The organism is Haloarcula ordinaria, from assembly GCF_029338275.1.
Classification (GTDB): Archaea; Halobacteriota; Halobacteria; order Halobacteriales; family Haloarculaceae; genus Haloarcula; species Haloarcula ordinaria.
Window position 1 is genome coordinate 2,263,864 of sequence record NZ_CP119789.1, and the last position, 25,001, is coordinate 2,288,864.

Sequence of the window (25,001 nt, forward strand, 5' to 3'; positions counted from 1 at the left end):
ATGACCACACTCGATGAGACAGACGTCTCGGTCGAACGGACACCTGACGGACGGCGCATCGTCGTCAGCCGCGCTGTCGACGCGTCCCGTGACACCGTCTGGGACGTCCTGACCGATACGGAACTGTGGCCGGACTGGGGACCCTCGATAACGTCCGTCGAGGCAGCGACTCGGTACATCGAATCGGGTACAACAGGCCGCGTTCGGACCGTCGGGGGGCTCTGGCTGCCCTTCGAGGTGACCGCGTGTGAGCCGTATCGCTGGACGTGGGACGTCGCACGGATTCCGGCGACTGGACATCGGGTGGACGAGTGGCCCGGCGGCTCACGGGTCGTGTTCGAGATTCCGTTGCTCGCCGGCGGATACGCGCCGGTCTGTGCCCGAGCGTGCCGGAAGATTGCGTCGCTCGCAGCCGAAAGCACTACCACAGAACCGTGAGAGCGTCCGCTCTCGGGATATTCGGTGCGTGCCGGGGACTGGGCCGCAGGACTACTGGTTGGTTACGCGCGCGTCGGAGACGTTGTGGATGTCATCGCCGATTCCCTCGCCGTCACAGTCCTCGTTCGGACATCGATAGTGCCACCCGTCCTCTGTCGCCGACCGCTCTGTGAAGCGCCCGCCGCATTCGTCGCAGTAGAGCTGGCCGGCTGAGCACGTGTCCAGGTGGAGTTCGAGTTCGAGTTCCGTTCCGAACGTCCGCTTGCAGTTCCGGCAAGTGTGGGGCATAGACGAAAATACAAATTCCTTCCTTATATCTACACCGGAACGTTCACGAGCGCCGGTTCTGCCGTCTTACTCCGTCTGTTTCGGGCTCGACAGTCGGCCTCGGGTCGCCGTCTCCCGGTGGTTGGTCGGAGTGATTCCGCCGGCGCGGTCGCTCGGTTCGCCTCACCTTACCGCGGACTGGTCCGGACTTCGAGCCGGGCGCCACCGCTCTCGCTCTCGCCGACGTCGATGGACCACCCGTGAGCATCGGCGATGGTCGCGGCGACGAACAGGCCGTAGCCCACCCTGTCGCTCGTCGTCCCGAACCCCTGTTCGAGCACGCTCTCGCGGTCCTCCGGTGGGATACCTGGGCCGTCGTCGGCGACCGCGAAACCGGTGTCCGTGGCCTCGACGGTGACACTGACGCCGTCACCCCCGTGGACCAGCGCGTTCTCGACGAGGCAGTCGAGCAGCGTTCGCAGGCGCTCTGGGTCGGCCGAGACGGTTACGTCGCCATCGACTGTCAGCGACGCCCCCTCCGTCTCGAGGTGGTTCCAGACCCGTTCGACACTCTCACCGACCGATACCGCTTCAGGGTTCGTGACCGGGAGTCCCGCCGTTCCGAGCGCCGAGAGGTCGTTCAACAGCGCGTCGACGCGGGTCACCGACCGGTTCACCGACTCCACGTGGACCGGGTCCAGCTCCATCAGGTCCAGCCGACCGACGACGACGTTCAGGGGGTTCTTCGCGTCGTGTGCGAGGGTGCTCGCGACCTCGCTCCAGTGGTGGGCGACGCGTCGCCCGTCGCCCGCTGGCGAGGCGGACCGTGCTCGGACTCGGGCGGCGAGTCGGGCCACGTCTTCGGAACCCCCGAGTGCCGTGACGTCGGTCGCGCCAGCCTCGAGCAGCGAGGCGACTCGGTCCGGGTCGTTGGACTCGGTCGCGACAAACACCGGCAGGGTCGGATCGGCCTCGCGGATCTGCTTGAGGTCGGCCAGCCCGTCCCGCGACGGCGGGGCGTCGGCGACGACGACCGCGTCGACGGCCGAGTCGTCACTGACCGCGTCGACGTCTGCTACTGCTACGACGGTCGCCCATTCAGCGACCGCGTCGAGTGCTGTGCCGAGGCCCCCCGACCCCGTCGCGGCGTCTCCGACGACGGCGACATGCAGTGGCTCACCCGATTCGTTCACGCTCCGCCGGTACGAAAAGCGGGGATATGAATCCGTCGCCGTCTACAGCAGGTCCTCGACGTGGTCCGCGACCTCTTCGGGCGTGTCGCCGACCGGGACGCCGTTGTTCTCGAGGGCCGTAATCTTCGACTGAGCAGTGCCAGTGCCGGACCCGGAGACGATAGCGCCGGCGTGACCCATGCGTTTGCCCGGCGGTGCGGTCCGGCCTGCGATGAAGCCGGCGACCGGCGTGTCCATGTTGGCCCCGATGTATCGGGCAGCCTCCTCCTCGTCCTCGCCACCGATCTCTCCGCACATCACGACGGCGTGGGTGTCGGGGTCGGCCTCGAACAGTTCGAGGGCGTCGATGAACCCGGTGCCGATGATGGGGTCGCCGCCGATGCCGATGGCGGTCGTCTGGCCGAGTCCGCGGTCGGTGAGGTTGTCGACGACCTGGTAGGTCAGCGTCCCCGAGCGGGAGACGAGACCGACGTTCCCCGAGGAGAAGATGTTACCCGGCAGGATACCCAGCTTCGCGACGCCGGGCGTGATGAGGCCGGGGCAGTTCGGGCCGACGAGGTACGTGTCGGTCTCCTGGAGTTTGCGGTAGACGCGGGACATGTCTTGGGTCGGGACGCCCTCGGTGATTGCGACGACGAGGTCGAGCCCTTTCGCGTCGAGGGCCTCAAAACAGGCGTCTGCGGCGAACGCCGGCGGCACGAACACGACGGAGGCGTTGGCGTCCTCCGCTTCGACGGCCTGGTGGACGGTGTCGTACACCGGCACGCCGGCGACCTCCTGACCGCCGCGGCCCGGCACCGCGCCGGCCGCGACGTTGGTCCCGTACTCGAGCATCTGCTCGGTGTGGAACTTCCCCTCTCCGCCGGTGATACCCTGTACGACCACGCGCGTGTTTTCGTCGACTAGAACACTCATTTGTCCACCTCCCCGGCGTAGTCGACCGCACGCTGGACGGCGTCCTCCAGCGTGTGCTCGACGGTCACCAGGTCTTCGTTCAGAATCTCCATACCTTCCGCGGCGTTCGTCCCGGCCAGTCGGACGACGACCGGCTTGGGAATCTCGTCGAACTGCTCTAAGGCCTGGTTGATACCCTGGGCCACCTCGTCACCGCGGGTGATGCCGCCGAAGATGTTGAACACGACCGAGTCGACGTTCTCGTCGGAGAACACCATGTCGAGCGCGTTCGCGATACGGTCGGCCTTCGCGCCGCCGCCGACGTCGAGGAAGTTGGCGGGCGCGCCGCCGTAGTGGTCGACGAGGTCGAGCGTCGTCATTACGAGGCCCGCGCCGTTGCCGATGATGCCGACGTTGCCCGAGAGCCGGACGTAGTCGAAGCCGTACTCGTCGGCCTTCTGTTCGAGTTCGTCGCCGTCCGCGGCCTCCTCGCCCATCTCGGCGAGCTCGGGCTGGCGGAACAGCGCGTCGTCGTCGATGTTCATCACGGCGTCGGCCGCGATGACCTCGTCGTCGCTCGTGATCATGAGCGGGTTGACCTCGACGTCGCTGCCGTCGCGGTCGTCCCAGAGCTGATAGAGGGTCTGCAGGACCCTCGCGACGTCGTTCGCGAGGTTGCGGTCGACGCCCGCGTCGTAGACGACTTTCCGTGCCTGGAAGGGGTGCATCCCGAACGCGGGGTCGATGTGCTCGCGCGCGATGGCGTCGGGGTCCTCCTCGGCGACCTCCTCGATGTTGACGCCGCCCTTGGTCGACACCATCGCGACGGGCTTGCCCTCGCCGCGGTCCATCGTGACGCCGACGTACAGCTCGTTGACGAAGTCGACGGCTTCCTCGACGAGCACCGTCCTGACGTGGTAGCCCTTGAGGTCCATCCCGATGATGTTCTCGGCGGCCTCGCGGGCCTCTTCGGCGTTCTCGACGAGTTCGATACCGCCGGCCTTCCCACGCCCGCCGACGTGTACCTGTGCCTTGATAGCGACCGGATAGCCGATCTCGTCGGCCGCAGCGACGGCCTCCTCCACTGTCTCGGCCAGTCTCGATGCGGGTGTGGGGACGCCCGCGTCGGCGAAGACTTGCTTCGCCTGATATTCGTGCAATCGCATGTCATACGGATTGGAGAGGGGCGGCGATTTAAATCCGTCTGTACGCGACTGGACGTCAGCCGTCGGACCCCCCACAATTCTGTCGGTCCAACGGAACGCAGCTGGGAGGCGTGCCGTACGAGCACCCGACTATGTCACACCGGCCGGCCAACCGTCCTCGGTACCCCGGCTCCTGCCAGGAACCAGCCATGAGGAGCCCCCTCCGTCTCCGCCTCGTCCACCGCAAGTATCGTGTCGGCTCGTCGTAAGGTAATTGACACCTCCTGGAGTATCTCCCAGGCGTGATCGAACAGCTCCTCGGCGACGACGTCGAATCGTCGGGCCGGTACCTTGCCGAGGTCATCTACGGGGCGAACGACGGCATCGTCACGACGTTCGCCGTCGTCTCGGGCGTCGCCGGAGCCTCGTCACTCGACGGTCGTGGGTCATCAACGGCGTCGAGATGTTCGTCGTCGGCATGCTCGCGGCTGCTGTCGCCTACGCCGTCGGGAGCCTGCTCGGCGGTGTGGCCTGACCCCCGTCTCAGGCCGATTCGAGCGGACTGTCCTCGGCGCTCCCGCCGACCCGCACTCGACCACGCTGGACGAGCGCTCCGGCAACGAACACGCACTGGTGGAGGACTGCCCCGAGGGCGACGGCGCCCACCACACTCGCGAGGAGCAGCAGCGCGGACGCTCCCTGGACCAGCAGGACTGCAAGCACCATCACCCCGGCCATCCCCCCGTTCCGAAGCGAACACCGCAGTTCAGACGCGACGAGGTCCCGAAGCCGCATCTCGGCTACCCCCTCGTCCGTCAACCGGTCGTAACACATGGGACAAACTGGGAACTGTGTGGATATAAATCGTCGGCTCGGACCGACCCTCACCGACGACGCTTTTTCCGCCGCGCTCGAAGCGCGGGTCGTGACCGAGGACAAGGCACTCGACGCCGTGGCCGACGCGATGCAGAACGGCGACTCGACAGTGGCGCTGACCGGCGCGGGCGTCTCGACAGCGTCCGGTATCCCGTCGTTCCGCGGCGACGACGGGGTCTGGGACCAGTTCGACCCGATGGCGTTCCACCGGCGCCGGCTCGACGCGGACCCGGCGGGGTTCTGGCTGGACCGACTCGACCTCCGCAGGGAGCTGTATGCCGACCTGGACCCGGTCCCCAACGCCGCACACGAGGCCCTCGTGGACTTGGAGTCCCGTGGGCTGCTGGACGCTGTCGTCACACAGAACGTCGACAGATTGCACCACACGGCGGGGTCCGACCGCGTCGTCGAGCTTCACGGCACCAACCAGCGGGTGCGATGTGACGACTGTGGCGACCGAGTATCGGCAGACGAGATGTTCGACCGAGCAGCGGACGGTGACCTCCCGCCGCGCTGTGACTGTGGCGGCGTCTTCAGACCCGACGTGGTCCTGTTCGGCGAGTCGCTGCCGGACGAAGCGATGGATACAGCCCAGCACCTCGCCCGGGAGAGCGACGTGTTCCTCGCACTCGGGTCGTCGCTCTCGGTGCAGCCGGCGTCGCTACTGCCACAGATTGCCACCCGGGCGGGGAGCACGCTCGTCGTCGTCAACTTCGACCCCACGCCGAGAGACGGCGAGGCGGCGTACGTCGTCAGGGAGGACGTGACGACCGTGCTTCCGGCGCTGGTCTGTCGCGTCCGCTGATCAGAGCTGGACGCCGCCGGGAATCAGGCTCTGGCTGCGCCGGAGGCTGCCGTCGTGGTCGTAGACGAGCAGCGTTTGCTTCTCGTAGACGAGGGACTTCCCGTCGGCGTCGGTCAGTCGGACCTCGTACTGGCCGTCGTCACGGTCTTCCGCGGCGGTGACCAGTTTCAGTATCGCCGCCGTCGGTACCGTCGCCTCGAGGATGTACTCACCGGTCAGGCGGTTCGAAAGCGAGAGGACGCCGTCCTCGTCACTCGGCTGGTGACGCAGTGTGACGTCGATGTCGTCGGCGTCCAGCGTGCCGGACTCCGCGGCGAGGCGCTCCCGTAATCCGCCCGACGGGCCGGTGTACTCGATACTGATCGTAGGGGTCCCTTCGTCCGCGGGTTCGCTGTGCACGTCGACGGTGAAGTAGTCGCGCCTCATTCGGATACTTCCCGCTAGGTGTCCGGATGCAATGAACGTAACGGCGGTGGCGTCCCCGTGTTCGTCCGACCGGGCCAGTTCGCTGGTACCGGTAGCTTTTCACGGTCACCCACACCTTCTGGAGACGTCATGGCGTGGGTCAAATCCGAGTACGCCGGCGAACTGGCCGTGCTGGCCACCTGGCTGGTCGCGCTCGCACCGTGGTCCGTCTCCGTCTTCCAGGTGTCCAGCCTCACGGTCGTCGCCCTCCGGTTTCTCCCCTTTCGGTTCCAGTTCATCTTCGGTGCGACCCTCGAGAACGAGCGCCCCTTCTTGTGGGCCTGGGAGGTCGCGCGGTTCCAGGAGTCGCCGGAACTCACCCTTGCCGGGACGCTCGGGTTCGCCGCGCTGGGCCTGTTCGTCCTGCCGTTCGTGCTGAGTCTCTACTACTACTTCGAGGAGGAACGGGTCGGCGCGCGCCTCCCGCTCGACCCGGTGCGTCTCTTCGGCATTCTCCTCGGGCTGGTGGCGCTCGCGTCGCTCGGAGCCACCGCGCTGTTCGCCCGGTACTTCCCCGGCGTCACCTTCCCGCTCGGCGCGCTCCTGGCCGCGCTGTTCGCCTATCTCCTCCTGACGATAGAGCGGACGTGACCGACCCGTGGTTATCAGGTCTATGGTCGCAACTGATAATTTGACGAGCGAATTTAAATAGGAAGCCGAACAATGACCGACAAACCCGGCGACGCGTCACGCGTCGGTCTGTGTGAGTAGATGTCAAATCCCGAGACTCCCGACCCCGGCGACATCGTCAGAGACCCACTGGGCCACATCCAGTCGTGGCTCTCGCGCACGGCGACGATGCTCAGCGGCGGGGCCGTCCCGGAGTCGAACTACGACCCGGGCCGTCACGACTCGCTCGTCTCCTTTTCGGGGCTGGACGGGTACGAGGAACTCGAGCGCTACTGGCTCAACGCGCCGTTCGCCTTCGTCTCCATCAACCACGACCCGGAGCGGGACGAGAACCGGTACCACGTCGTCGAACCGTCGCTGACCGACATCGAGGCCGAGCTCCTTGACCGGCTGTACGAGGACATCCGCGGCCCGCTCATCTACCGCGACTCGATAGACCGGGACCCCGAAACCGCGCTCCGCGAGGAACTCCGCGTCCGCCTGGAGGAGTACGGCGTCGTCGTCGAACCAGAGACCTTCTATCGGCTCTACTACTACCTCTACCGGTCGTTCCTTGGATACGGTTACATCGACCCGCTGATGTACGACCCGGCCATCGAGGACATCTCGTGTGACGGGGCGGACCTCCCCATCTTCGTCTACCACGACGGCTACACCGACATCGAGACGAACGTCACCTACGGGGGCGAGGAACTGGAGGAGTTCGTCATCCAGCTGGCCCAGCGAGCGGGCCGCCACGTCTCCGTCTCGGACCCCGTCGTCTCGACGACCCTGCCGGACGGGTCGCGGATCGAACTCGCGCTCGGCGAGGAGGTCACCCCGCGCGGGTCGGCGTTCACCATCCGGAAGTACGCCGACGAGCCGTTCACCCCCATCGACCTGGTGGAGTACGGCACCTTCTCAATCGAGATGCTCGCCTACCTCTGGCTCGCCATCGAGTCGAACAAGTCGCTCATCTTCGCCGGCGGGACGGCCGCCGGCAAGACGACGTCGATGAACGCCGTCTCGATGTTCATCCCACCTCGCTCGAAGGTCCTCACCATCGAGGACACCCGCGAGCTCTCCCTGTACCACGACAACTGGCTCTCCTCCGTCACGCGCGAACGGCTCGATGACTCCGACATCACGATGTACGACCTCCTGCGGTCCGCGCTCAGACACCGGCCGGAGTACATCGTCGTCGGTGAGGTCAGAGGGAGCGAGGCCATCACGCTGTTCCAGGCGATGAACACCGGCCACACGACGTTCTCGACGCTCCACGCCGACTCCGTCCAGACCGTCATCAACCGCCTGGAGAACGAACCCATCAACGTGCCCCGACCGATGGTCCAGTCGCTCGACATCCTGTGTGTGCAGGTCCTCGGGCGCTCGGGCGACGAACGCGTCCGCCGGGCCAAGACCATCGCCGAGATAGAGGGCATCGACCAGCGGACCGGTGAGCTGGACTACTCGAACACCTACTCGTGGAACTCAACCGCCGACCAGTTCTCCCAGAGCAACAGCGAGTTGCTCGACGAGATACGGACCGAACGCGGCTGGAGCCAGTCGGAACTGCTCACCGAGCTGCGCAACCGCCGCCGATTCCTAGAGTACCTCCGGCAGGAGGGCATCTCCGACTACCGGCGGTTCACCGCGATGGTCAACAAGTACTACGCCGACAAGGACCGGGTCATGGAACGCATCGACGGCGAGTCTGTGTAGATGGCACTGAACCCACTCGGTCTCGCGCCGCTGGTCGTCCTCGTCGCGCTGCTGGGCGTCGTCGGACTCGGTGCGGTCAGCGATGCCTTCGACCGGCGTCTGACCAGATTCGCTCGCCGCCTCTTCGGGCGCTACGTCAAGGCGTCGCCCGAACGAAAGCGGTCCCTGGAGTCGGCCTACATCGGCGAGACGTACCGTGGGTACGCGGCCCGGACGTACCTGCTTACCGCTGTCGCCGCGCTGTGTGGTGCCCTCGGTGGGACGTACGTCGTCGGCCTGTTGCTCCTCTCGATTCCGACCATCGTCGACCTCATGCTGGGGCTCCCGCGGACGATGGTCGCGACGCTCGGTCTGCGGGAGTTCGAGCTCGTGTTGGCCCCGAGACAGACGCTCGTCGTCCTCATCGCGGGGGGCACCGTCATCGGCGGCGGGACGGCGGGACTGACCTACCTGCTGCGCTGGGAGCTCCCAAAGAACACTGCGGCGGTCCGTCGCCGCAACATCGACGAGGGGATGCCACGCAACATCGCGTTCATGTACGCCCTCGCGCGCGGAGGGATGTCGTTCCCCGAGACAGTGCGGATTCTCGGACGGAACCAGGACATCTACGGCGAGATGTCCAGGGAGATCTCCATCGCCGTCCGCGAGATGGACCTGTTCGGCCGGGACGTCATCTCCTCGCTCCAGCACGTCTCCAGACGGACGCCCAGCGAGAAGATGAAGACGTTCTCCGAGAACCTCTCCAGCGTCCTGCAGAGCGGCCAGTCGCTCACCTCCTTCCTCCACGGGCAGTACGAACGGCACCAGGAGGAGGCCGCCGAGCGCCAGGCCGACATCATCGAGAACCTCGCCACCGTCGCGGAGGCGTACGTGACTGTCTTCGTCGCCGGCGTCCTCTTCCTCATCACCATCCTGCTGGTGTTCGGGCTCACGACCACCGACACCCTCCCCTTCCTCCAGCTGCTGGCGTATCTCGCCATCCCGCTGGCGAACCTGGGGTTCATGGTCTACCTGTCGTCGAAGATGGACGCGCTGGGAATCAGCGACACCGGGACGACGGACGCGCTGGACCGACTGGAGACGACGACGTTCGGGAAGCCCGCGTCGCGACCCACCGCGCGGGTCACCGACGGCGGCCACGTCAGCGGGACGGACGACAACTGGGCGCGACTCGACCTCTACGACCGCATCAAGACGGTGAAGCGCGTGCTCCGGTCACCGGTCGAGACGATGGTCTGGAACCCGACGAAGATGCTGTACGTCGCTGTCCCCGTCGCCGTGCTCGCCTTCGCCGTCCGAGTCCCGGCGGCCGTCCAGACGTCGATGGTCAACGTCCGACTGCTCGACGACCTGCTGGTTCAGTCCGTACTGCTGGTGCTGGGCTCTTTCGCCCTCGTCAGACTCCTCTACACGCGGCGCATCGCTCGCATCGAGCAGGCGACGCCGGACCTGCTCGAGCGGCTGGCGAGCCTGAACGAGGCAGGGATGTCGGTCGTCGAGAGCATCCGGCGGGTCCGCGGGAACGACGTCGGTGTGCTCACGCCGGAGATGGCGCGAATCTGGGCCGACATCAGGATGGGGGCGAACGTCGGCGACGCGCTCGTCAGGTTCGGCCGGCGCATCCGAACGACGCCGATAACCCGAGTCGTGACGCTGCTGATTCACTCGATGCGGTCGTCGGGCGAGCTGGGCCCGGTGCTCCGCATCGCCGCGACCCAGGCCCGCTCAGAGCTCCGCCTCCGGAAACGACGGCGCCAGCAGATGCTGACCTACCTGGTGGTCATCTACATCTCCTTCCTCGTCTTCCTGGTCATCATCGTCGCCGTCCAGGAGGTGCTCGTGCCGGCGCTCCCGTCGGACGTCCCGACGCCCGTGGGGTCGGCGAACCGCCTGGGCGTCGGCGTCGACCAGTTCGCGCGGTTCGGCCAGGTCGACAAGGCGGCGTACACGCTGGTGTTCTTCCACACGGCGCTTATCCAGGCGGTCCTGACTGGGTTCATCGGTGGCCAGCTCGGTGAGGGGACGCTCAAGGACGGCGCGAAGCACGCCGCCGTCCTGCTCGGGGTGGCCTACGTGGCGTTCCTCCTGCTCTCCTCACCGGTCGCTTCGCTGACGGTGGCGGACCAGCCCGTCGACGGCGGCGAGTTGACCGTCGAGTCGGCCTCGCTCTCTGACGGCGGGTTCGTCGTGGTCCACGCGGGGGACGCCGACGGTCCAGTTCTCGGCACGTCGGACTATCTCCAGGCCGGCACGTATGGCGACCTCCGGATTCCCCTCGACGGGTCGGTGAGCAGCGGCAGGTCCGTGGTGCTCGTCGTCCATCAGGACACGAACGGGAACGAGGCGCTGGATTACCGGTTCGACCAGCCTGATGGGAGCCCGGACCAGCCGTACGCGGCGACGGGCAACGCGGAGTACGTGACAGTCGACGTGACAATCGAGTGACGCTGGGTTTACGGTCGTCACCGGGGAAGACGGGGTAGATGGAGTTCGCAGCCTTCGCCGACGCCGCCGCCGCCATCGAGGGGGAGTCCGCCGACACGGCCATCGTCGAGGCGGTGACCGACCTGTTTACCAGCGCGGACGACGACCTCGAGTACCTGGCGCGGTTCGTCCAGGGCCGCGTGTTCCCCGCCCACGACTCTCGCACGCACGACGTCGGGCCGCAGCTGTGCTACGAGGCTATCGGTCGAGCGGCCGGACCGAACGTCTCGACTGACGACGTCGAATCGCGACTGGCCGACCTTGGCGATATCGGTGCCGTCGCGGCGAGTTACGATTTCGGCGGACAGCAGGGGCTCGGCGCGTTCGGTGCCGGTGAGAGCGAGGGGCTGACTGTCGCCGGCGTCGCGGCCGACCTCGCCGCGCTGGCGGCCGTCGACGGCGACGGGAGCCAGACGACGAAAGTCGAGACGCTGTTCGGTCTGTTCAACCGCTGTTCGCCGACCGAGGCGCGGTACCTCGCGCGGCTCGTCCTCTCGGAGATGCGCATCGGCGTCGGGACTGGCACGGTCCGCGACGCAATCGCGGCCGCCTTCGAGGTCCCGGTCGAGGACGTCGCGCGGGCGCTACAGGTGTCGAACGACTACGGGTACGTCGCGACGGTCGCTCGCGACGAGGGACGCGACGGACTGGCGGCCATCGACCTCGAAATCGGTCGCCCGGTCCAGGCGATGCTCGCACAGGCCGGCACCGTCACCGGAGCGCTCGAGGACTGGGCGACGGCCGCAGTCGAGTGGAAGTACGACGGCGCCCGCGTCCAGGTCCACTTCGACGGCGAATCGGCCCGCCTCTTCTCGCGGAACATGGAGGAGGTGACCGACCCGTTGCCGGAAATCGTCGAGACGGTCGAACGGGCCCTGGACGGCCCGGCGATTCTCGACGGCGAAGTGGTGGCTGTCGACGACGACGGGTCGCCCCTGCCGTTCCAGGAGGTCCTCCGGCGGTTCCGTCGGAAACACGACGTCGCCGCGACCCGGGCCGACGTCGCCGTCCGGTTGCACGCCTTCGACTGCCTCCACGTCGACGGCGAGGACCTGCTGGATGCCTCGCTCCGTGACCGCCACGCTCGCCTCGAATCGCTCTTCGGGGCCGACAGCGACACCGTCTCGGACCTCGTCCTCGCGTCCGACGCCGAGAGCGTCGCTGCCATCGAGCGCGAGGCGCTGTCGTCCGGTCAGGAGGGTATCATGCTCAAGGACCCGACGGCCGCCTACACGCCGGGCAAGCGGGGGAAACGCTGGCGCAAGCGCAAGCCCGACGTCGAGACGCTGGACTGCGTCGTCACCGGTGCCGAGTGGGGCGAGGGTCGCCGCGCGAACGTCCTGGGTACGTTCGAGCTGTCGGTGCGGACCGACGACGGGTTCGAGACGGTGGGGAACGTCGCGACGGGCATCACCGACGAGCAACTTGACTCGCTGACCGAGCGTCTAGAACCGCTGGTCGTCGAAACGTCTGGCCAGCACGTGCGTCTCGACCCGGCCGTCGTCTTCGAGGTGGGGTACGAGGAGATCCAGTCGTCGTCCAACTACGACTCCGGCTACGCCCTCCGGTTCCCCCGGTTCCTCGCGGTCCGCGAGGACAAGGCGCCGGCCGACGCCGACTCGCTCTCGCGGGTCGAACGTCTCGCCGACGAACAGTGACCGGCGCGACCGATACCTTTTCAGACTGGTCGGAGTAGGGACGAATATGACAGTTCGACACGACAACGTCACCGCCGAGTGGCTGGGGTACGCGACGCTCCGGCTCGAAACCGGCGATGCCGTCGTCTACTTCGACCCGGGGCGATACGGCGTGCTCACCGGTGAGTGGGAACCGCACGAGCCTGGTGTCCGGCATCCGGAGCCGCGAGACTACGAGGCGCGCGACGGGGACATTGTCTGTGTCACCCACGTCCACCACTACGACCCGGACGGGATTCGTCGTGTCGCTAAACCGGACGCGACGGTCGTCGCCTTCGAGGGCATCAACGTCCACGAGTCGGACCGCGACCTCGAGCGGTTTGCCGACCTGGAGTTCGAGGTCCGGGAGGTCTCGATGGAGGACGAGATTCTGGTCGGCGACACCCCCGTCTGGACCGTGCCGGCCTACAACCGCGAGGACGGCACGAACCTGCGTCCCGACGGGACGCCCATCCACCCGAAGGGCTTCGGCTGTGGCTTTCTCGTCTCGCTCGACGGCACGCGGGTGTTCTGGCCGGGCGACAGCGACGTGCTGGACGGGCACGCCGAGCTCGACGTCTCGCTGTTCGTCCCCACGCTCGCACCGAACGACACGATGGACCGCCACGAGGCTGCCGACCTGGCCGAGGCGATGGACCCGGACCTCGTGCTCCCGATGCACTACAACACGTTCGAGTCACTGGCCGCCGACGACGAGGCGTTCGCGGCCGACGTCGCGAGCCGGCACATCCCGGTCGTGCTGGACCGCGACTGAGTCAGCGGCGGTCCGACTGGCGAGCACGCGAGACCGCGCTCCGTACCGACCTCAGATTACGCCCATCTCGGTCAGTCGCTCGGGCAGGTACGTGTCGGTCACGAAGTCCAGGCCACGGGAGGCCAGTGCCTGCTGTTCGGCCTTCTTCCCGATGTCCAGCTGGAGTTCGATCTGCTCGCGCCAGAACTCCGTCTGGAACCGCGGGTCCTCGAGCTCGGATTCGAGAGCGTTGATGTCCGAATCCGACAGCGGGTCCGTCGGTAGGTCGTACTCCACGATGTCGGCCGGCCGGATGCCGATGAACTGTGCCTCCGGCGTGGCGAGATACTCCGAGAGGTGCGCCGACTTGATAGAGCCGTACGCGACTGAGCCGTAGATGCGGTACGACCAGGGGTCGCCGTCAGTGAAGACGGTGACCGGCAGGTCGAGTTCGTCGTGGAGGCGCTTGGTGATGCGCCGGGTCGCGCGGGCGGGCTGGCCCTTGAGGTGGACGACGATGACGTTGTACTCCTCGTCGAACCCGTTCTCGACGAGCCGGTCACGCATCCCGCCGGTCTCCACACAGAGGACGAAGTCGGCGTCGTTGTCGAGGAACTCGATGGTGTCGGGGTTGTTGGGAATCTGGTAGCCGCCCTCGCCGACGTCCTTCTGGCAGTGAATCTCGCGTTCGCCCCGGCGGGTCTGCTCGCGGAGTTTCAGCGGCCCCATGATGGTCGCCCCGGACTCTTCGGGACGCATGTGGAAGTCCTCGCGCGTGACGTCGGAGACGATCTCGAGGTCCTCGACGAGCTGGTTGGACTCGTCCTGGTCGTTGAACTGCGCGTCCTCCATATCCCACGATTCGGAGAGGTAGTACAGCTCACGCAGGGTCGACGAGCGGTCCTCGTCGAGCTGTTTCGAGAGGAAGTCGATGGTGTAGATGGCCTTCAAGAGCTTCTGCGCACCGGAGACCGACTTCGCCGACCGGGTGGAGTGGCGGTCGCCGTACACCCAGACCTTCTTGTCCTCGTCGTACTCGATGTTGGACTTCGTCCGGGTCGGGATTTGCATCGACGGCACCTCGCCGCCGGCGAACTGGTCGTAGAACTCCGCCGCGAGGTCGATGAGTTTCTCGCGGGCCTCCTCGGACTGCTGTGGGGTGTCTGATTCTGAGCTCATGTCAGGCGTTCACCGTCAGTTTCTCGTCCTCGACGCCGTCGACCGAGACGGTGAACTCGGCCTCGTCTGCCACGCTGTACTCCAGCACCGCCCGTTCGCCCGCACCGACGGTCTGTGACCACTTGACGAACCACTCGCCGTCCATCTCGACCACCGTCGCGCCGTTCGTGTCCGTTGGTTCTGCGGTGACGATATCCGTCAGTTCGATGTCGGCGTTCGTGTCGTCGTTGTTCTCGACGACGAGTCTGACCGTCCCGTCCTCGACCGCGCGTTCGACGAGGACGTTGTTCATGATGCGGGCCAGCGAGTCGTCGATGACGAGCTCCTCGTTGCCGGTGACCTCGGTGAGCTTCCGCGCCATCTCCGGGAGGATGGTCGCGAGTTTGTTCTGCTTCTTCCGACGCTGTTGCATCGACCGCCGCTTGTTGAGGTAACTTTTGAGCTCGCGGGCGGCCTCCCGGATGGCGAGTTCTATCTCGTCTTCCATCTCGGGGATGTTGGCGATGGCGTCCTTCGACTCACTGGTGAAGGGGACGTTGGTCGAGGCGACGTGGACCATGATGACCGCCGGGCCGTTGGGGATGCCGGAACCGCCCGGCTGGTCTAAGTTGTAGTTGCGCCAGTTGATGCCCTTGATGACGTCGGTGGTCGCACACGCGCCGCGCTGGTAGACCAGTGGGACGCGGTTCGCGAAGCGCATCACCTCGACGGGTCCCTCGGCGGGGAGGTCGCCGCCGTAGGCGATGCCGGCCTCGACCACGAACGGGTCGCCGCCGTGGACTGCGGCGTCGCGGGTCGACGCGGCGTAGAAGTCCGCGTCGAACTCCTTTCGGAGCCCCTCTTCGACGAGCTCCGCGGTGATGGGCGAGAGGCAGTCGGTCGGCGGCGCGATGATGTCCGTCTCCCGCATCGCGGTCAGGAGGTCGCTCGCCGTGTCCCGGTCGTCGGCGACGGCCGAGACGTTCGGCGGGTCGTCGGGGACCCGGACGGCCGCAGCCCAGAGCGCGTCGACGATGTTCTCGCGGGCGGTCTCACCGAAGGTGGCGTCGTCGTGCTCTTCGGTCATGTCGGCGGCCCGGTCGACGTAGTCCCGGAGGTCCTTCCTGGTGACACGGTGGCGGCTGTCTCCGAACTTGTCGACGAGTCGGCCGGCGAGTCCCTCGACGGCGGCGTCGTCCTTCCGGGTCGACGTCGCGTCGTCGACCAGCCCGTAGAGGTCGCTCTGGCGCTGTGCGACGACGGCGTCCCAGGCCGCCTCGACGGCGTTCTCCGTGACCGTCGCGCCGAAGGTCGTCCCGTACTCGGCCTCGATGTCGTCGGCCGCCTCGTCGACGATAGCCGCTATCTCGTGGTGTGCCACCCGGTCGCTGTCGTGGATGGCGTCGGAGACTGCCTTCGCGAACGCTGCCGTGGCGTCGGCGCCCTTGTTGGCGACGGCTGCCTCGACGGCGTCCTCGATGCTCTCGTCCGCGTGGGCCTGTGGGGGTTGCCAGGCCATCCCGCGGCCGTAGTGGTAGTCGTTGAAGTTCGCGATGACCTTGTCGGCGGTCTTCGCGCCGACGCGGGTGAACTCGGCCTGGAGGAACCCCGAGACAGAGTACGAGTCAGTCTCGGCGAGCATCTTCAGCAGCGTCCCGAGCTCGACGCCGTGGGGATGGGGTCGAATCTCCGAGGTCTCCGCTGGCAGACCAGCGTCCTCGACGCGCTCGAACTTCAGGGGCTCGTCCAGTCCCGGCTCCATGAACTCGATGCGAGCGTGGGGATTGACGACGGCGGTGTCCTGGATGTAGTCGTGGAGACTCGAGCGGGCACGCATGTTCGCCTCCATCTCGAGTTCGATGCGGGTGCCGTGGGGGCGTTCCCAGGTCGTCGTCTCGTCGACGCTGATCTCGGGCTCGTTGGTGTCCGTATCGATGATGAGTTCGAAGTACTGCGCCTCGGACTGGCCCTTGGGTCGGGAGGTTACCTTCGCGGGCTTCCCGGAGGTCAGCTGGGAGTAGAGGACGGCCGCAGAGATGCCGATACCCTGCTGACCGCGGGACTGTTCACGGGCGTGGAAGCGGGAGCCGTAGAGGAGCTTCCCGAATATCTTGGGGAGCTGTTCCTTGGTGATGCCGGGACCGTTGTCCTCGACGACGAGGCGATAGTAATCACCGGCCTCCTGTATCTCGACGTAGATATCGGGGAGGATGCCGGCCTCCTCGCAGGCGTCGAGCGCGTTGTCGACGGCCTCTTTGACGGCCGTGACCAGCGCCCGGGCGTCCGAGTCGAACCCGAGCATGTGCTTGTTCTTCTCGAAGAACTCGGCGATGGAGATGGCCCGCTGTGTCTGGGCCAGCTCCTCGGCGATTCCCTCGCCTTCACCGAGTTGCGACTGAAACGAGGTCATTGACGTGGGGGAAGGTACTAACGTCGAGCTTAAAAGGTGTTCGCCAGGGCGGTGAAAGTGAACAGATGCGTTCGAACCAGTCCACTGTTCGGGAACCGGTTCGGTGATTCAAGCGGTCTGACGACGGCGTTCAGGGCGGCTCTGTTCTGTCAGCAGGTTACGGAGTTAGGCCGTTCAAACGCCTCTCTCGGGTGGATTCGGGCCGATTCTCGCACGCGCGTGCGGGAATTTTATAAGGGTGCCCCTACTAACCAGAGTAAGTTCCTATGTCAGGAGAGTCTGATGAGTACGGCGCAAAGTCAATCCAGACCCTAGAAGGGCTGGAGGCCGTCCAGAAACGGCCTGCGATGTATATCGGTTCCACCGATGCCAGAGGTCTCCACCATCTCGTCTACGAAGTCGTCGACAACGCCATCGACGAGGCGCTGGCGGGCTACTGTGACACCATCGAGGTGACCATCCACGACGACGGCTCGGTCTCCGTCAGCGACGACGGGCGTGGCATCCCGGTCGACATCCAGGAAGAGCACGGGGTCCCGGCCGTCGAGGTCGTGATGACCATCCTCCACGCGGGTGGAAAGTTCGACAACAAGTCCTACCAGGTCTCGGGTGGCCTCCACGGCGTCGGCGTCAGCGTCGTCAACGCCCTCTCGAAGTGGCTCGAAGTCGAGGTCAAGCGCGACGGCGCGGTCTGGAAGCAGCGCTTCGACCACGGCGAACCCGAGTACGACCTCGAACGCATCCGCGACCTGGACCCGGACGAAGAGACCGGGACCACGGTCCGGTTCTGGCCCGACGACGACATCTTCGAGACGGGTGAGTTCATCTTCTCGACGCTCGAGTCCCGGCTTCGCGAACTCGCCTTCCTCAACTCCGGCGTCGCCATCACGCTCTCCGACGAGCGCGACGGCGAGGCCACCACCTTCGAGTACGAGGGCGGCATCCGGGAGTTCGTCGAGTACCTGAACGAGACGAAAGAGCCCCTCCATCCCGACGTCATTTACTTCGAGGACGAGGAGGACATCGGCGAAGGGGTCGTCCAGGTCGAAATCGCGCTACAGGGCACTGCGGACCTGCAGGGCTCCATCCACGCCTTCGCGAACAACATCAACACCCGCGAAGGGGGGTCTCATCTCACCGGCTTCAAGACCGCACTCACACGCGTGGTCAACGACTACGCCGCCGAGAACGGACTGCTGAAGGACCTTGACGATACGCTGAAGGGCGACGACATCCGTGAGGGACTCACCGCCGTCATCTCGGTGAAGCACCCCGACCCGCAGTTCGAGGGGCAGACCAAGACCAAGCTCGGCAACAGCGAGGTCCGGGGCGTCGTCGAGTCGGCGATGCACGACGGCCTGGCGACGTTCTTCGAGGAGAACCCGGACACGGCCGAGACCATCATCGGGAAGGCCGTCGAGGCGGCGAAGGCACGGAAGGCCGCGAAGAAGGCCGAGGAGCTCACGCGCCGGAAGTCGGCGCTGGACTCGACGGCGCTCCCCGGGAAACTGGCCGACTGCCAGACCCGGGACCCGGAGGAGGCCGAGCTGTTCGTCGTGGAGGGCGACTCCGCGGGCGGGAGCGCGAAGCAAGGTCGTAACCCAGAGTTCCAGGCCATCCTCCCCATCAAGGGGAAGATCCTGAACGTCGAGAAACACCGCCTGGACCGCATCTTGGAGAACAACGAGATCCGGAACCTCATCACCGCGCTCGGCACCGGCATCGGCGACGAGTTCGACATCGACGACCTGCGCTACCAGAAGGTCATCATGATGACCGACGCGGACGTCGACGGGGCCCACATCCGGACACTCCTGTTGACGCTGCTCTACCGCCACATGAAGCCGCTCATCGAAGCCGGGAACGTCTACGCCTCCCAGCCCCCGCTGTACCGCATCCGGTACCGGGGCGAGACGTACGACGCGATGACAGAGGCGGAACGCGACCGTATCGTCGAGGAGAAGTGCGACGGGAACCCGACGCAGGTCCAGCGGTTCAAGGGCTTAGGCGAGATGAACCCCGACCAGCTCTGGGAGACGACGATGGACCCCGAGAACCGCATCCTCAAGCAAATAAACATCGAGGACGCGGCGGCCGCCGACCGGATGTTCAACATCCTGATGGGTGACGCCGTCGAACCGCGCAAGGAGTTCATCAAGGAACACTCCCCTGAAGCGGAGTGGGTCGACATATGAGCTCGGACGTGCCAGAGGACGCGGCGCCACCGGCACAGCGCATCCAGCACGTCCGTATCGAGGACGAGATGGAGCAGTCCTACATCGACTACGCGATGTCGGTCATCGCGGGGCGTGCGCTCCCGGACGTCCGTGACGGCCTCAAGCCGGTCCACCGGCGCATCCTCTACGCGATGCACGAGATGGGTATCTCGTCGGGGTCCAGCCATCGGAAGTCCTCGTCCATCGTCGGCGAGACGATGGGTGACTACCACCCGCACGGCGACAGCGCAATCTACGACACGCTCGTCCGGATGGCCCAGGACTTCTCGATGCGCTACCCGCTGGTCGACGGCCAGGGGAACTTCGGGTCGATGGACGGCGACCCGCCCGCTGCGATGCGGTACACGGAGGCCCGGATGGCCCCCATCGCAGAGGAACTGCTCGAAGACATCGAGAAGGACACCGTCGACTTCTCCAGCAACTACGACGACCGCCTGCAGGAACCGGACGTCCTCCCCGCGAAGGTGCCGAGTCTCCTCCTGAACGGATCGTCGGGCATCGCCGTCGGGATGTCGACGAACATCCCGCCGCACAACCTGGGCGAACTCGTCGACGCGACCACCGAACTCATTCATAACCCGGAGGCCACCGTCGAGGACCTGATGGAGCACATCAAGGGGCCCGACTTCCCGACCGGGGGGAACATCGTCGGCCGCGACGCCATCTACTCGGCGTACACGACCGGTCGCGGCCGACTGCGGGTCCGTGCCGAGTACGAGGTCGACCGCGAAGACGGCCGGATCGTCATCAGCGAACTGCCCTACCAGGAGAACAAGGCCCGCATCGTCGAGCGAATCGCCGACGACGTCAACGAGGGGAAGATTGCGGGCATCGCCGACCTGCGCGACGAGTCCGACCGGAACGGCGTCCGTATCGTCGTCGAACTCAAGCGCGGCGCGAACATCGACGTCGTCGAGAACCGCCTGCTGGACCACCACCTCGAGTCGACGTTCGGTGTCATCAACCTCTCGCTGGTCGACGGCCAGCCCAAGGTGCTCTCGCTGAAACAGACACTCCAGCACTATATCGACCACCGCCGCGAGGTCGTCCGCCGGCGTTCCGAACACGACCTCGAAGAGGCCGAGGACCGGGAACACATCCTCGAAGGCCGTCTCAAGGCCCTGGAGAACGTCGACGACGTCGTCGACCTTATCCGGAACAGCGAGGACCGCGACGCGGCCCGCGCGGGGCTCCACGAGGAGTTCGACTTCTCCGAGGACCAGGCGGCCCACATCGTCCGGATGCAACTCGGCTCGCTGACCTCGATGGAGACGACCGAAATCGAGGAGGAGTACGAGGAGGTCCAGGCGACCATCGACTACCTCGAATCGGTCCTCGATAGCCGCGCGAAGCTGGACAGCGTCATCGTCGACGAGCTCCAGGCGATGAAAGACGAGTACGACGACGACCGTAGAACGTCCATCATCGAGGACGAGGGCCAGGTCACTCACGAGGACCTCATCCCGGAGGAGGACTGTGTGGTCGTCATCACCGAGGACGACTACATCAAGCGGATGCCCGTCGACGCGTTCGACCCACAGGGCCGGGGCGGGAAGGGTATCATCGGCTCGGACCCGAAGGAGGGCGACCGGGTCTCGAAGGTGTTCCGGGCCAACTCCCACGACTACCTGCTCTGTTTCACCAACCAGGGGCAGGTGTATCGACTGAAGACCTACGAGATTCCGGAGATGTCCAGAACCGCCCGCGGGAAGTCGGCCATCAACGTCATCGACCTCAGCGACGGCGAGGAGATAACTGCCGTCGTCTCGACGGACGACTTCGAGGAGGACGAGTGCATCACGATGGTGACCCGGGACGGGTACACCAAGCGCACCTGCGCGGCCGATTTCCAGAACATCCGGACCACCGGCATCCGGGCGGCGAAACTCGAGGACGGCGACGAGCTCGTCGACGTCGAGGTGACCGACCGAACGAAGGACCTCGTCGTAGCCACCGAACACGGGATGACCATCCGTTTCGACGAGAACGAGGTCCGCGAGATGGGGCGGTCGGCGCGCGGGGTCAGGGCCATCGACCTCCAGGGCGACGACAAGGTCGCCGCGATGGTCGCCACCGACGACGCCGACGAGCGGTCGCTGCTGACCGTCACCCGGAACGGCTACGGGAAACGGACGAAACTGGGCGAGTATCGCCGCCAGTCCCGCTACGGGAAGGGGCTCATCGACATCAAGACCGACGAGCGAAACGGCCCGGTGGCGACGGCGAAAGCCGTCACCGAGCAGGACCACCTCGTCATCATGTCCCAACAGGGCCAGATAATGCGAATCAGCGCCGGTGACGTCTCACAGGTCGGCCGGAACACCAAGGGCGTGACCATCATGGGCCTGGACGCCGGTGACCAGGTCGCGAGCGTGACCGTCGTTCCTGCGGCCGTAGACGAGTCGTAACCACGCCTCGAAGGATGGCCGATGTCCCGACGGCGATCGCCCATCGCGGGTTCGCCGGACTGTATCCGGAAAACACCCTCGCTGCGGTTCGAGGAGCCGTCGAGAGCGGTGCCGACATGGTCGAGGTCGACGCGGTCCCGACGGCGGACGGTGAGGTCGTCGCCTTTCACGACGAGCGACTCGACGACGGTGGTGAGAGCAGGGGCGTCACAGACCGCGAGGGCCGCGTCTGGGACCGGTCGACGGACGTCGTGACGAATGCACGGGTCCTCGGCACCGAGCAGCGGGTGCCAACCCTCGAATCGGTGCTGGAGGTCCTCCCGGCGGACGTCGGCCTCAACGTCGAACTGAAGAACCCCGGCACGACCGCTATCAGACCGTTCGAGGCGGTCGACGGTGCGGACCGCAGCGCTGCTCGCGACCGATGGACGCCCTTCGTGGACAGGGTGCTGTCGGTGACCGACGCGTCAGAGACGCCTGTCCTCTTCTCCTCGTTCTGTGAGGGAGCGCTCGCCGCGGTCCGAGGCAAGCGGCCGGACGCGTCGCTCGCTGCGCTGGTCGGCCGGCGCGACTGGGAGGCCGGTGCGACTATCGCGCGCCGCTACGACGTCGAGGCACTCCACGTCCCGCTCGAACAGGTGGACAACCCGACCCTGGCGTCCCTCGCCGACGACCTGGGCGCTGCTGTCAACGTCTGGACCGTCCGGGACTGGCAGGAAGCCCGTCGTGCACTGGACGTCGGCGCCGACGGACTCATTGCTGACTACCCCGGACTCGACCGGTATCTGAGCGATTAGAGCGTCCGCTTCCCGAACGCGCTCGCGGCCAGCTCACAGGCGAGCTCGGCGGTCTGGTTGTGGTCGTCGAGGATGGGGTTCACCTCTACGAGTTCCATCGAGCGTAGCGCATCGCCTCGGTCTGCGACGTACTCCATCGCGACGTGGGCCTCGCGGTAGGAGACGCCTCCGCGGACCGGCGTCCCGACACCGGGTGCCTCCGTCGGGTCGAGCCAGTCCATGTCCAGCGAGACGTGGATGGCGTCGGTGCCGTCCGTCGCGACGTCGAGTGCCTCCTGGACGACGGCCGGGACGCTGCGGGTGTCGATCTCCGACATCGTGTATGCGGTGACCTCGCTCTCGTTGATGAGCCGGCGCTCTTCCTCGTCGACGTCCCGGAGCCCGACCAGGACGACGTTCGATTCCTTCACCGCAGACGTGTGGGCCCAGTCGTGGTCGGCGAACTCCCCGGTGCCGAGGATGGCCGCGAGCGACATCCCGTGGGTGTTGCCGCTGGGCGACGTCGCGGGCGTGTTGAAGTCCCCGTGGGCGTCGAACCAGACGACGCCGACGTCTTCGTCGGGGCCGGCTATCCCCGCGACAGTCCCGATAGCGATGGAGTGGTCGCCCCCCAGCACCAGGGGGAACTCGCCGTCAGCGACTGTACTGGCGACTGCTGTCCGGACGTCGTCGCAGACGTCCCTGGTCTCCTCGAAGTACTTCGCCCGGCCGCGCTCCAGTACCGTCGAATCCGGGTCGCGCTCCTCTGGGTTGGGGACGGCGAGGTCCCCGCCGTCGACGCAGTCGTAGCCGAGTCGCTCGAGCTGGCCCGCGAGACCGCCGTACCTGATGGCAGAGGGCCCCATGTCGACGCCACGCCGGTCCGCGCCGAGGTCCATCGGGACACCCAGGATACGGACGTTGCGCTTCATACGATGGCTTCTCGGCCAGCCGAGAAAAGAACGGGGGGCTGTGAGGCCGACGACGCGTCAGTTGTACTGCCGACAGACTCGTTCGATACCTTCCTCGAACGAGATCTGTGGCTCCCAGCCCGTCGCCGCCCTCATCTTCGAGGCGTCGGCACAGGTGTCGTGGACGTAGACGTCGTCGGGAATCGGGTTCTCGACGAACTCGGGGTCGATGTCGGTGCCAAGTTCGTCGTTCAGCATCTCTACCACCGTGCGGAAGTCGAATGCCTCGCCGGTCCCGAGGTTGTAGATGCCGTCGAGTTCGTGTTCGGCCGCCTGGACGAGCCCGCGGACGATGTCGTTGACGTGTGTGAAATCGCGCGTCTGAGTGCCGTCGCCGTAGAGAACCGGCGCGTCGCCGTTGGCCATGTCGTCGGCGAACTGCGCGATGACGTTCGCGTACTCGCCCTTGTGCTCTTCGGCGCCACCGTAGCCCTGGTAGACCGAGAAGAAGCGCATCCCGGCCAGTGAGAGGTCGTAGTGGTTGTGGAAGTACTCGGCGTACGTCTCGCGGGCCATCTTCGAGGCCTCGTACCCCGTGTTCACTGTGACATCCATGGACTCCGGAGAGGGAGTAGTTCGGCTGCCGTAGATAGACGACGTCGAGGCGTAGACCACGGTGTCACACCCGTCGTCGCGGGCCTGTTCGACGGTGTTCACGAACCCTTCGACGTTGACGCGGGTCCCGTGTGTCGGGTCGTCCTCGTGCATCGCGTAGGACGACAGCGCCGCGAGGTGGAAGACCACGTCGACGTCCGTCGGCAGGTCGTCGTCGAGGACGCTCTTGTCCACGTACGTTACTTCGTCTGACACGTTCGCCGGCGTCCCGAGATAGCCGTCGTCCAGCGCGACGACATCGTTGTCCTCGGCCAGTTCGTTGGCCAGATTCGAACCGATGAATCCGCCGCCGCCAGTCACCAGCACGCGATGTCCGTTCATACACATGTAGCCACGAGGGCGTACAATAGTGGTGTCGCTTTCCGCTGAAAGTTACCGGACAGCGTGGATTTGTGGGGGGTCTCACCGCCGGGTTTAAGGACGGTTATACCGAACGAGACATTATGTCATCAATCGAACTGACCCCGAGCCAGAAAAACATACTCCAGGAGCTCGTCAACCTGTACCGGGAGAGCGAGACGGCGGTCAAAGGCGAAGACATCGCCGCCGAAGTCGACCGCAACCCCGGGACGATACGTAACCAGATGCAGAGCCTGAAAGCCCTCCAGCTCGTAGAGGGCGTCCCCGGCCCCAAAGGCGGGTACAAACCGACAGCGACTGCGTACGACGCCCTCCAGATTCAGGACATGGAACAGGCCGCCGAAGTTCCCCTTCGCCACAACGGCGAACTGGTCGAGCACTCCAACGTCGAGGAGATCGACCTCACCAGCGTCCACCACCCGGAGGAGTGCCGCGCGGAGATACAGCTCCAGGGCTCGATCTCCGGGTACCACGAAGGTGACTCGGTCACCGTGGGGCCGACGCCGCTCTCGAAACTCCAGATCATCGGCACGCTCGAAGGGAAGGACGACACCAACAACAAGCTCATCCTGACTATCGACGACATGCGAGCGCCGGCCGGCGAGCCCGAACACTAGTTCCGGATCTTCTCTTCGCGTTCTCTCCCTGCTCGCTGCGACGAGCAACACCGCCGCTCCAGTTCTGGATGATTAATATCCGGAGAACGAGGGCTGTCGCGCGCGTTTCAAAGCCTTTGTA

At 66.1% G+C, this 25,001-nt stretch carries 21 protein-coding genes; 11 read left to right on the forward strand and 10 right to left on the reverse strand.

What is annotated here, in order from left to right; all coding sequences use genetic code 11:
* Complete coding sequence (locus P1L41_RS11995) at positions 1 to 438, forward strand: SRPBCC family protein (protein WP_276295964.1); 438 nt, start codon at positions 1 to 3, stop codon at positions 436 to 438.
* A 51-nt stretch (positions 439 to 489) separates the two neighbouring features.
* Here P1L41_RS11995 and P1L41_RS12000 read toward each other — a convergent pair whose 3' ends face one another.
* The 5 genes from P1L41_RS12000 to P1L41_RS12020 form a co-directional block, all read right to left on the reverse strand.
* Positions 490 to 726 (reverse strand): HVO_2901 family zinc finger protein, encoded by a 237-nt coding sequence (locus P1L41_RS12000; RefSeq protein ID WP_276295965.1) that lies wholly within the window; start codon positions 724 to 726, stop codon positions 490 to 492.
* A 167-nt stretch (positions 727 to 893) separates the two neighbouring features.
* Positions 894 to 1,898 carry a sensor histidine kinase gene (locus tag P1L41_RS12005; protein WP_276295966.1) on the reverse strand — a complete coding sequence of 335 codons (1,005 nt, stop codon included), beginning with the start codon at positions 1,896 to 1,898 and terminating at the stop codon, positions 894 to 896.
* Positions 1,899 to 1,940: 42 nt separating this feature from the next.
* Positions 1,941 to 2,813, reverse strand: a complete 873-nt coding sequence (gene sucD / locus P1L41_RS12010) for a succinate--CoA ligase subunit alpha (RefSeq protein ID WP_276295967.1) — start codon at positions 2,811 to 2,813, stop codon at positions 1,941 to 1,943.
* Positions 2,810 to 3,958 carry an ADP-forming succinate--CoA ligase subunit beta gene (gene sucC / locus P1L41_RS12015; protein ID WP_276295968.1) on the reverse strand — a complete coding sequence of 383 codons (1,149 nt, stop codon included), beginning with the start codon at positions 3,956 to 3,958 and terminating at the stop codon, positions 2,810 to 2,812. Before sucC ends, sucD begins: the two co-directional genes overlap by 4 nt.
* Positions 3,959 to 4,480: 522 nt before the next feature.
* Entirely contained in the window at positions 4,481 to 4,771 is a 291-nt protein-coding gene (locus P1L41_RS12020; RefSeq protein WP_276295969.1) for a hypothetical protein, read from the reverse strand.
* A gap of 91 nt (positions 4,772 to 4,862) precedes the next feature.
* Here P1L41_RS12020 and P1L41_RS12025 point away from each other — a divergent pair, with 91 nt between their 5' ends.
* Positions 4,863 to 5,618 (forward strand): NAD-dependent deacylase, encoded by a 756-nt coding sequence (locus P1L41_RS12025; protein ID WP_276298460.1) that lies wholly within the window; start codon positions 4,863 to 4,865, stop codon positions 5,616 to 5,618.
* Here P1L41_RS12025 and P1L41_RS12030 read toward each other — a convergent pair whose 3' ends face one another.
* On the reverse strand, positions 5,619 to 6,044 hold the full coding sequence (locus P1L41_RS12030) for a DUF5793 family protein (protein ID WP_276295970.1): 426 nt from the start codon (positions 6,042 to 6,044) through the stop codon (positions 5,619 to 5,621).
* A gap of 129 nt (positions 6,045 to 6,173) precedes the next feature.
* Here P1L41_RS12030 and P1L41_RS12035 point away from each other — a divergent pair, with 129 nt between their 5' ends.
* The 5 genes from P1L41_RS12035 to P1L41_RS12055 all read left to right on the forward strand — a co-directional run bounded on the left by P1L41_RS12035 (position 6,174) and on the right by P1L41_RS12055 (position 13,349).
* Positions 6,174 to 6,674, forward strand: a complete 501-nt coding sequence (locus P1L41_RS12035; RefSeq protein WP_276295971.1) for a TIGR04206 family protein — start codon at positions 6,174 to 6,176, stop codon at positions 6,672 to 6,674.
* Between the two features lie 120 nt (positions 6,675 to 6,794).
* On the forward strand, positions 6,795 to 8,414 hold the full coding sequence (locus P1L41_RS12040; protein WP_276295972.1) for a type II/IV secretion system ATPase subunit: 1,620 nt from the start codon (positions 6,795 to 6,797) through the stop codon (positions 8,412 to 8,414).
* Entirely contained in the window at positions 8,415 to 10,859 is a 2,445-nt protein-coding gene (locus P1L41_RS12045) for a type II secretion system F family protein (RefSeq protein WP_276295973.1), read from the forward strand.
* Positions 10,860 to 10,897: 38 nt separating this feature from the next.
* On the forward strand, positions 10,898 to 12,556 hold the full coding sequence (ligA, locus tag P1L41_RS12050; protein WP_276295974.1) for an ATP-dependent DNA ligase LigA: 1,659 nt from the start codon (positions 10,898 to 10,900) through the stop codon (positions 12,554 to 12,556).
* A gap of 46 nt (positions 12,557 to 12,602) precedes the next feature.
* Positions 12,603 to 13,349 carry an MBL fold metallo-hydrolase gene (locus P1L41_RS12055; protein WP_276295975.1) on the forward strand — a complete coding sequence of 249 codons (747 nt, stop codon included), beginning with the start codon at positions 12,603 to 12,605 and terminating at the stop codon, positions 13,347 to 13,349.
* Between the two features lie 51 nt (positions 13,350 to 13,400).
* Here the strand turns inward: P1L41_RS12055 and P1L41_RS12060 are convergent, their stop codons facing one another.
* Positions 13,401 to 14,507: a DNA topoisomerase IV subunit A gene (locus P1L41_RS12060; protein WP_276295976.1), complete on the reverse strand. Its 1,107-nt coding sequence runs from the start codon at positions 14,505 to 14,507 to the stop codon at positions 13,401 to 13,403.
* Between the two features lies 1 nt (position 14,508).
* On the reverse strand, positions 14,509 to 16,896 hold the full coding sequence (locus tag P1L41_RS12065) for a DNA topoisomerase VI subunit B (RefSeq protein WP_276295977.1): 2,388 nt from the start codon (positions 16,894 to 16,896) through the stop codon (positions 14,509 to 14,511).
* A 266-nt stretch (positions 16,897 to 17,162) separates the two neighbouring features.
* Here P1L41_RS12065 and gyrB point away from each other — a divergent pair, with 266 nt between their 5' ends.
* From gyrB to P1L41_RS12080, 3 genes are read left to right on the forward strand one after another with little or no spacing between them, the layout of a single operon-like run.
* Positions 17,163 to 19,091, forward strand: a complete 1,929-nt coding sequence (gyrB, locus tag P1L41_RS12070; RefSeq protein ID WP_276295978.1) for a DNA topoisomerase (ATP-hydrolyzing) subunit B — start codon at positions 17,163 to 17,165, stop codon at positions 19,089 to 19,091.
* Positions 19,088 to 21,541, forward strand: coding sequence for a DNA gyrase subunit A (gyrA, locus tag P1L41_RS12075; protein WP_276295979.1), 2,454 nt, complete (start codon positions 19,088 to 19,090; stop codon positions 21,539 to 21,541). Before gyrB ends, gyrA begins: the two co-directional genes overlap by 4 nt.
* 14 nt (positions 21,542 to 21,555) lie before the next feature.
* Entirely contained in the window at positions 21,556 to 22,338 is a 783-nt protein-coding gene (locus tag P1L41_RS12080) for a glycerophosphodiester phosphodiesterase (RefSeq protein ID WP_276295980.1), read from the forward strand.
* On the opposite strand, the gene rocF is transcribed toward P1L41_RS12080, so the two are convergent.
* The gene (gene rocF, locus P1L41_RS12085; RefSeq protein WP_276295981.1) at positions 22,335 to 23,249 is read right to left on the reverse strand and encodes an arginase; all 915 of its coding nucleotides are present in this window, start codon (positions 23,247 to 23,249) and stop codon (positions 22,335 to 22,337) included. The genes P1L41_RS12080 and rocF overlap by 4 nt on opposite strands.
* Positions 23,250 to 23,306: 57 nt before the next feature.
* Entirely contained in the window at positions 23,307 to 24,224 is a 918-nt protein-coding gene (locus tag P1L41_RS12090; protein WP_276295982.1) for an NAD-dependent epimerase/dehydratase family protein, read from the reverse strand.
* A gap of 122 nt (positions 24,225 to 24,346) precedes the next feature.
* On the opposite strand from P1L41_RS12090, the gene P1L41_RS12095 reads away from it, so the two are divergent.
* The gene (locus P1L41_RS12095; protein WP_276295983.1) at positions 24,347 to 24,880 is read left to right on the forward strand and encodes an HTH domain-containing protein; all 534 of its coding nucleotides are present in this window, start codon (positions 24,347 to 24,349) and stop codon (positions 24,878 to 24,880) included.
* Positions 24,881 to 25,001: the final 121 nt, after the last annotated feature.

Coding starts and splice junctions, on each gene's coding strand:
- ligA (WP_276295974.1), top strand. CDS start 10,898: ATGGAGTTCGCAGCCTTCGCCGACGCCGCCGCCGCCATCGAGGGGGAG.
- P1L41_RS12030 (WP_276295970.1), bottom strand. CDS start 6,044: ATGAGGCGCGACTACTTCACCGTCGACGTGCACAGCGAACCCGCGGAC.
- P1L41_RS12000 (WP_276295965.1), bottom strand. CDS start 726: ATGCCCCACACTTGCCGGAACTGCAAGCGGACGTTCGGAACGGAACTC.
- P1L41_RS12065 (WP_276295977.1), bottom strand. CDS start 16,896: ATGACCTCGTTTCAGTCGCAACTCGGTGAAGGCGAGGGAATCGCCGAG.
- sucC (WP_276295968.1), bottom strand. CDS start 3,958: ATGCGATTGCACGAATATCAGGCGAAGCAAGTCTTCGCCGACGCGGGC.
- P1L41_RS12060 (WP_276295976.1), bottom strand. CDS start 14,507: ATGAGCTCAGAATCAGACACCCCACAGCAGTCCGAGGAGGCCCGCGAG.
- P1L41_RS12055 (WP_276295975.1), top strand. CDS start 12,603: ATGACAGTTCGACACGACAACGTCACCGCCGAGTGGCTGGGGTACGCG.
- P1L41_RS12045 (WP_276295973.1), top strand. CDS start 8,415: ATGGCACTGAACCCACTCGGTCTCGCGCCGCTGGTCGTCCTCGTCGCG.
- P1L41_RS12090 (WP_276295982.1), bottom strand. CDS start 24,224: ATGAACGGACATCGCGTGCTGGTGACTGGCGGCGGCGGATTCATCGGT.
- P1L41_RS12040 (WP_276295972.1), top strand. CDS start 6,795: ATGTCAAATCCCGAGACTCCCGACCCCGGCGACATCGTCAGAGACCCA.
- P1L41_RS12020 (WP_276295969.1), bottom strand. CDS start 4,771: ATGTGTTACGACCGGTTGACGGACGAGGGGGTAGCCGAGATGCGGCTT.
- rocF (WP_276295981.1), bottom strand. CDS start 23,249: ATGAAGCGCAACGTCCGTATCCTGGGTGTCCCGATGGACCTCGGCGCG.
- P1L41_RS12035 (WP_276295971.1), top strand. CDS start 6,174: ATGGCGTGGGTCAAATCCGAGTACGCCGGCGAACTGGCCGTGCTGGCC.
- P1L41_RS12095 (WP_276295983.1), top strand. CDS start 24,347: ATGTCATCAATCGAACTGACCCCGAGCCAGAAAAACATACTCCAGGAG.
- gyrB (WP_276295978.1), top strand. CDS start 17,163: ATGTCAGGAGAGTCTGATGAGTACGGCGCAAAGTCAATCCAGACCCTA.
- sucD (WP_276295967.1), bottom strand. CDS start 2,813: ATGAGTGTTCTAGTCGACGAAAACACGCGCGTGGTCGTACAGGGTATC.
- P1L41_RS11995 (WP_276295964.1), top strand. CDS start 1: ATGACCACACTCGATGAGACAGACGTCTCGGTCGAACGGACACCTGAC.
- gyrA (WP_276295979.1), top strand. CDS start 19,088: ATGAGCTCGGACGTGCCAGAGGACGCGGCGCCACCGGCACAGCGCATC.
- P1L41_RS12080 (WP_276295980.1), top strand. CDS start 21,556: ATGGCCGATGTCCCGACGGCGATCGCCCATCGCGGGTTCGCCGGACTG.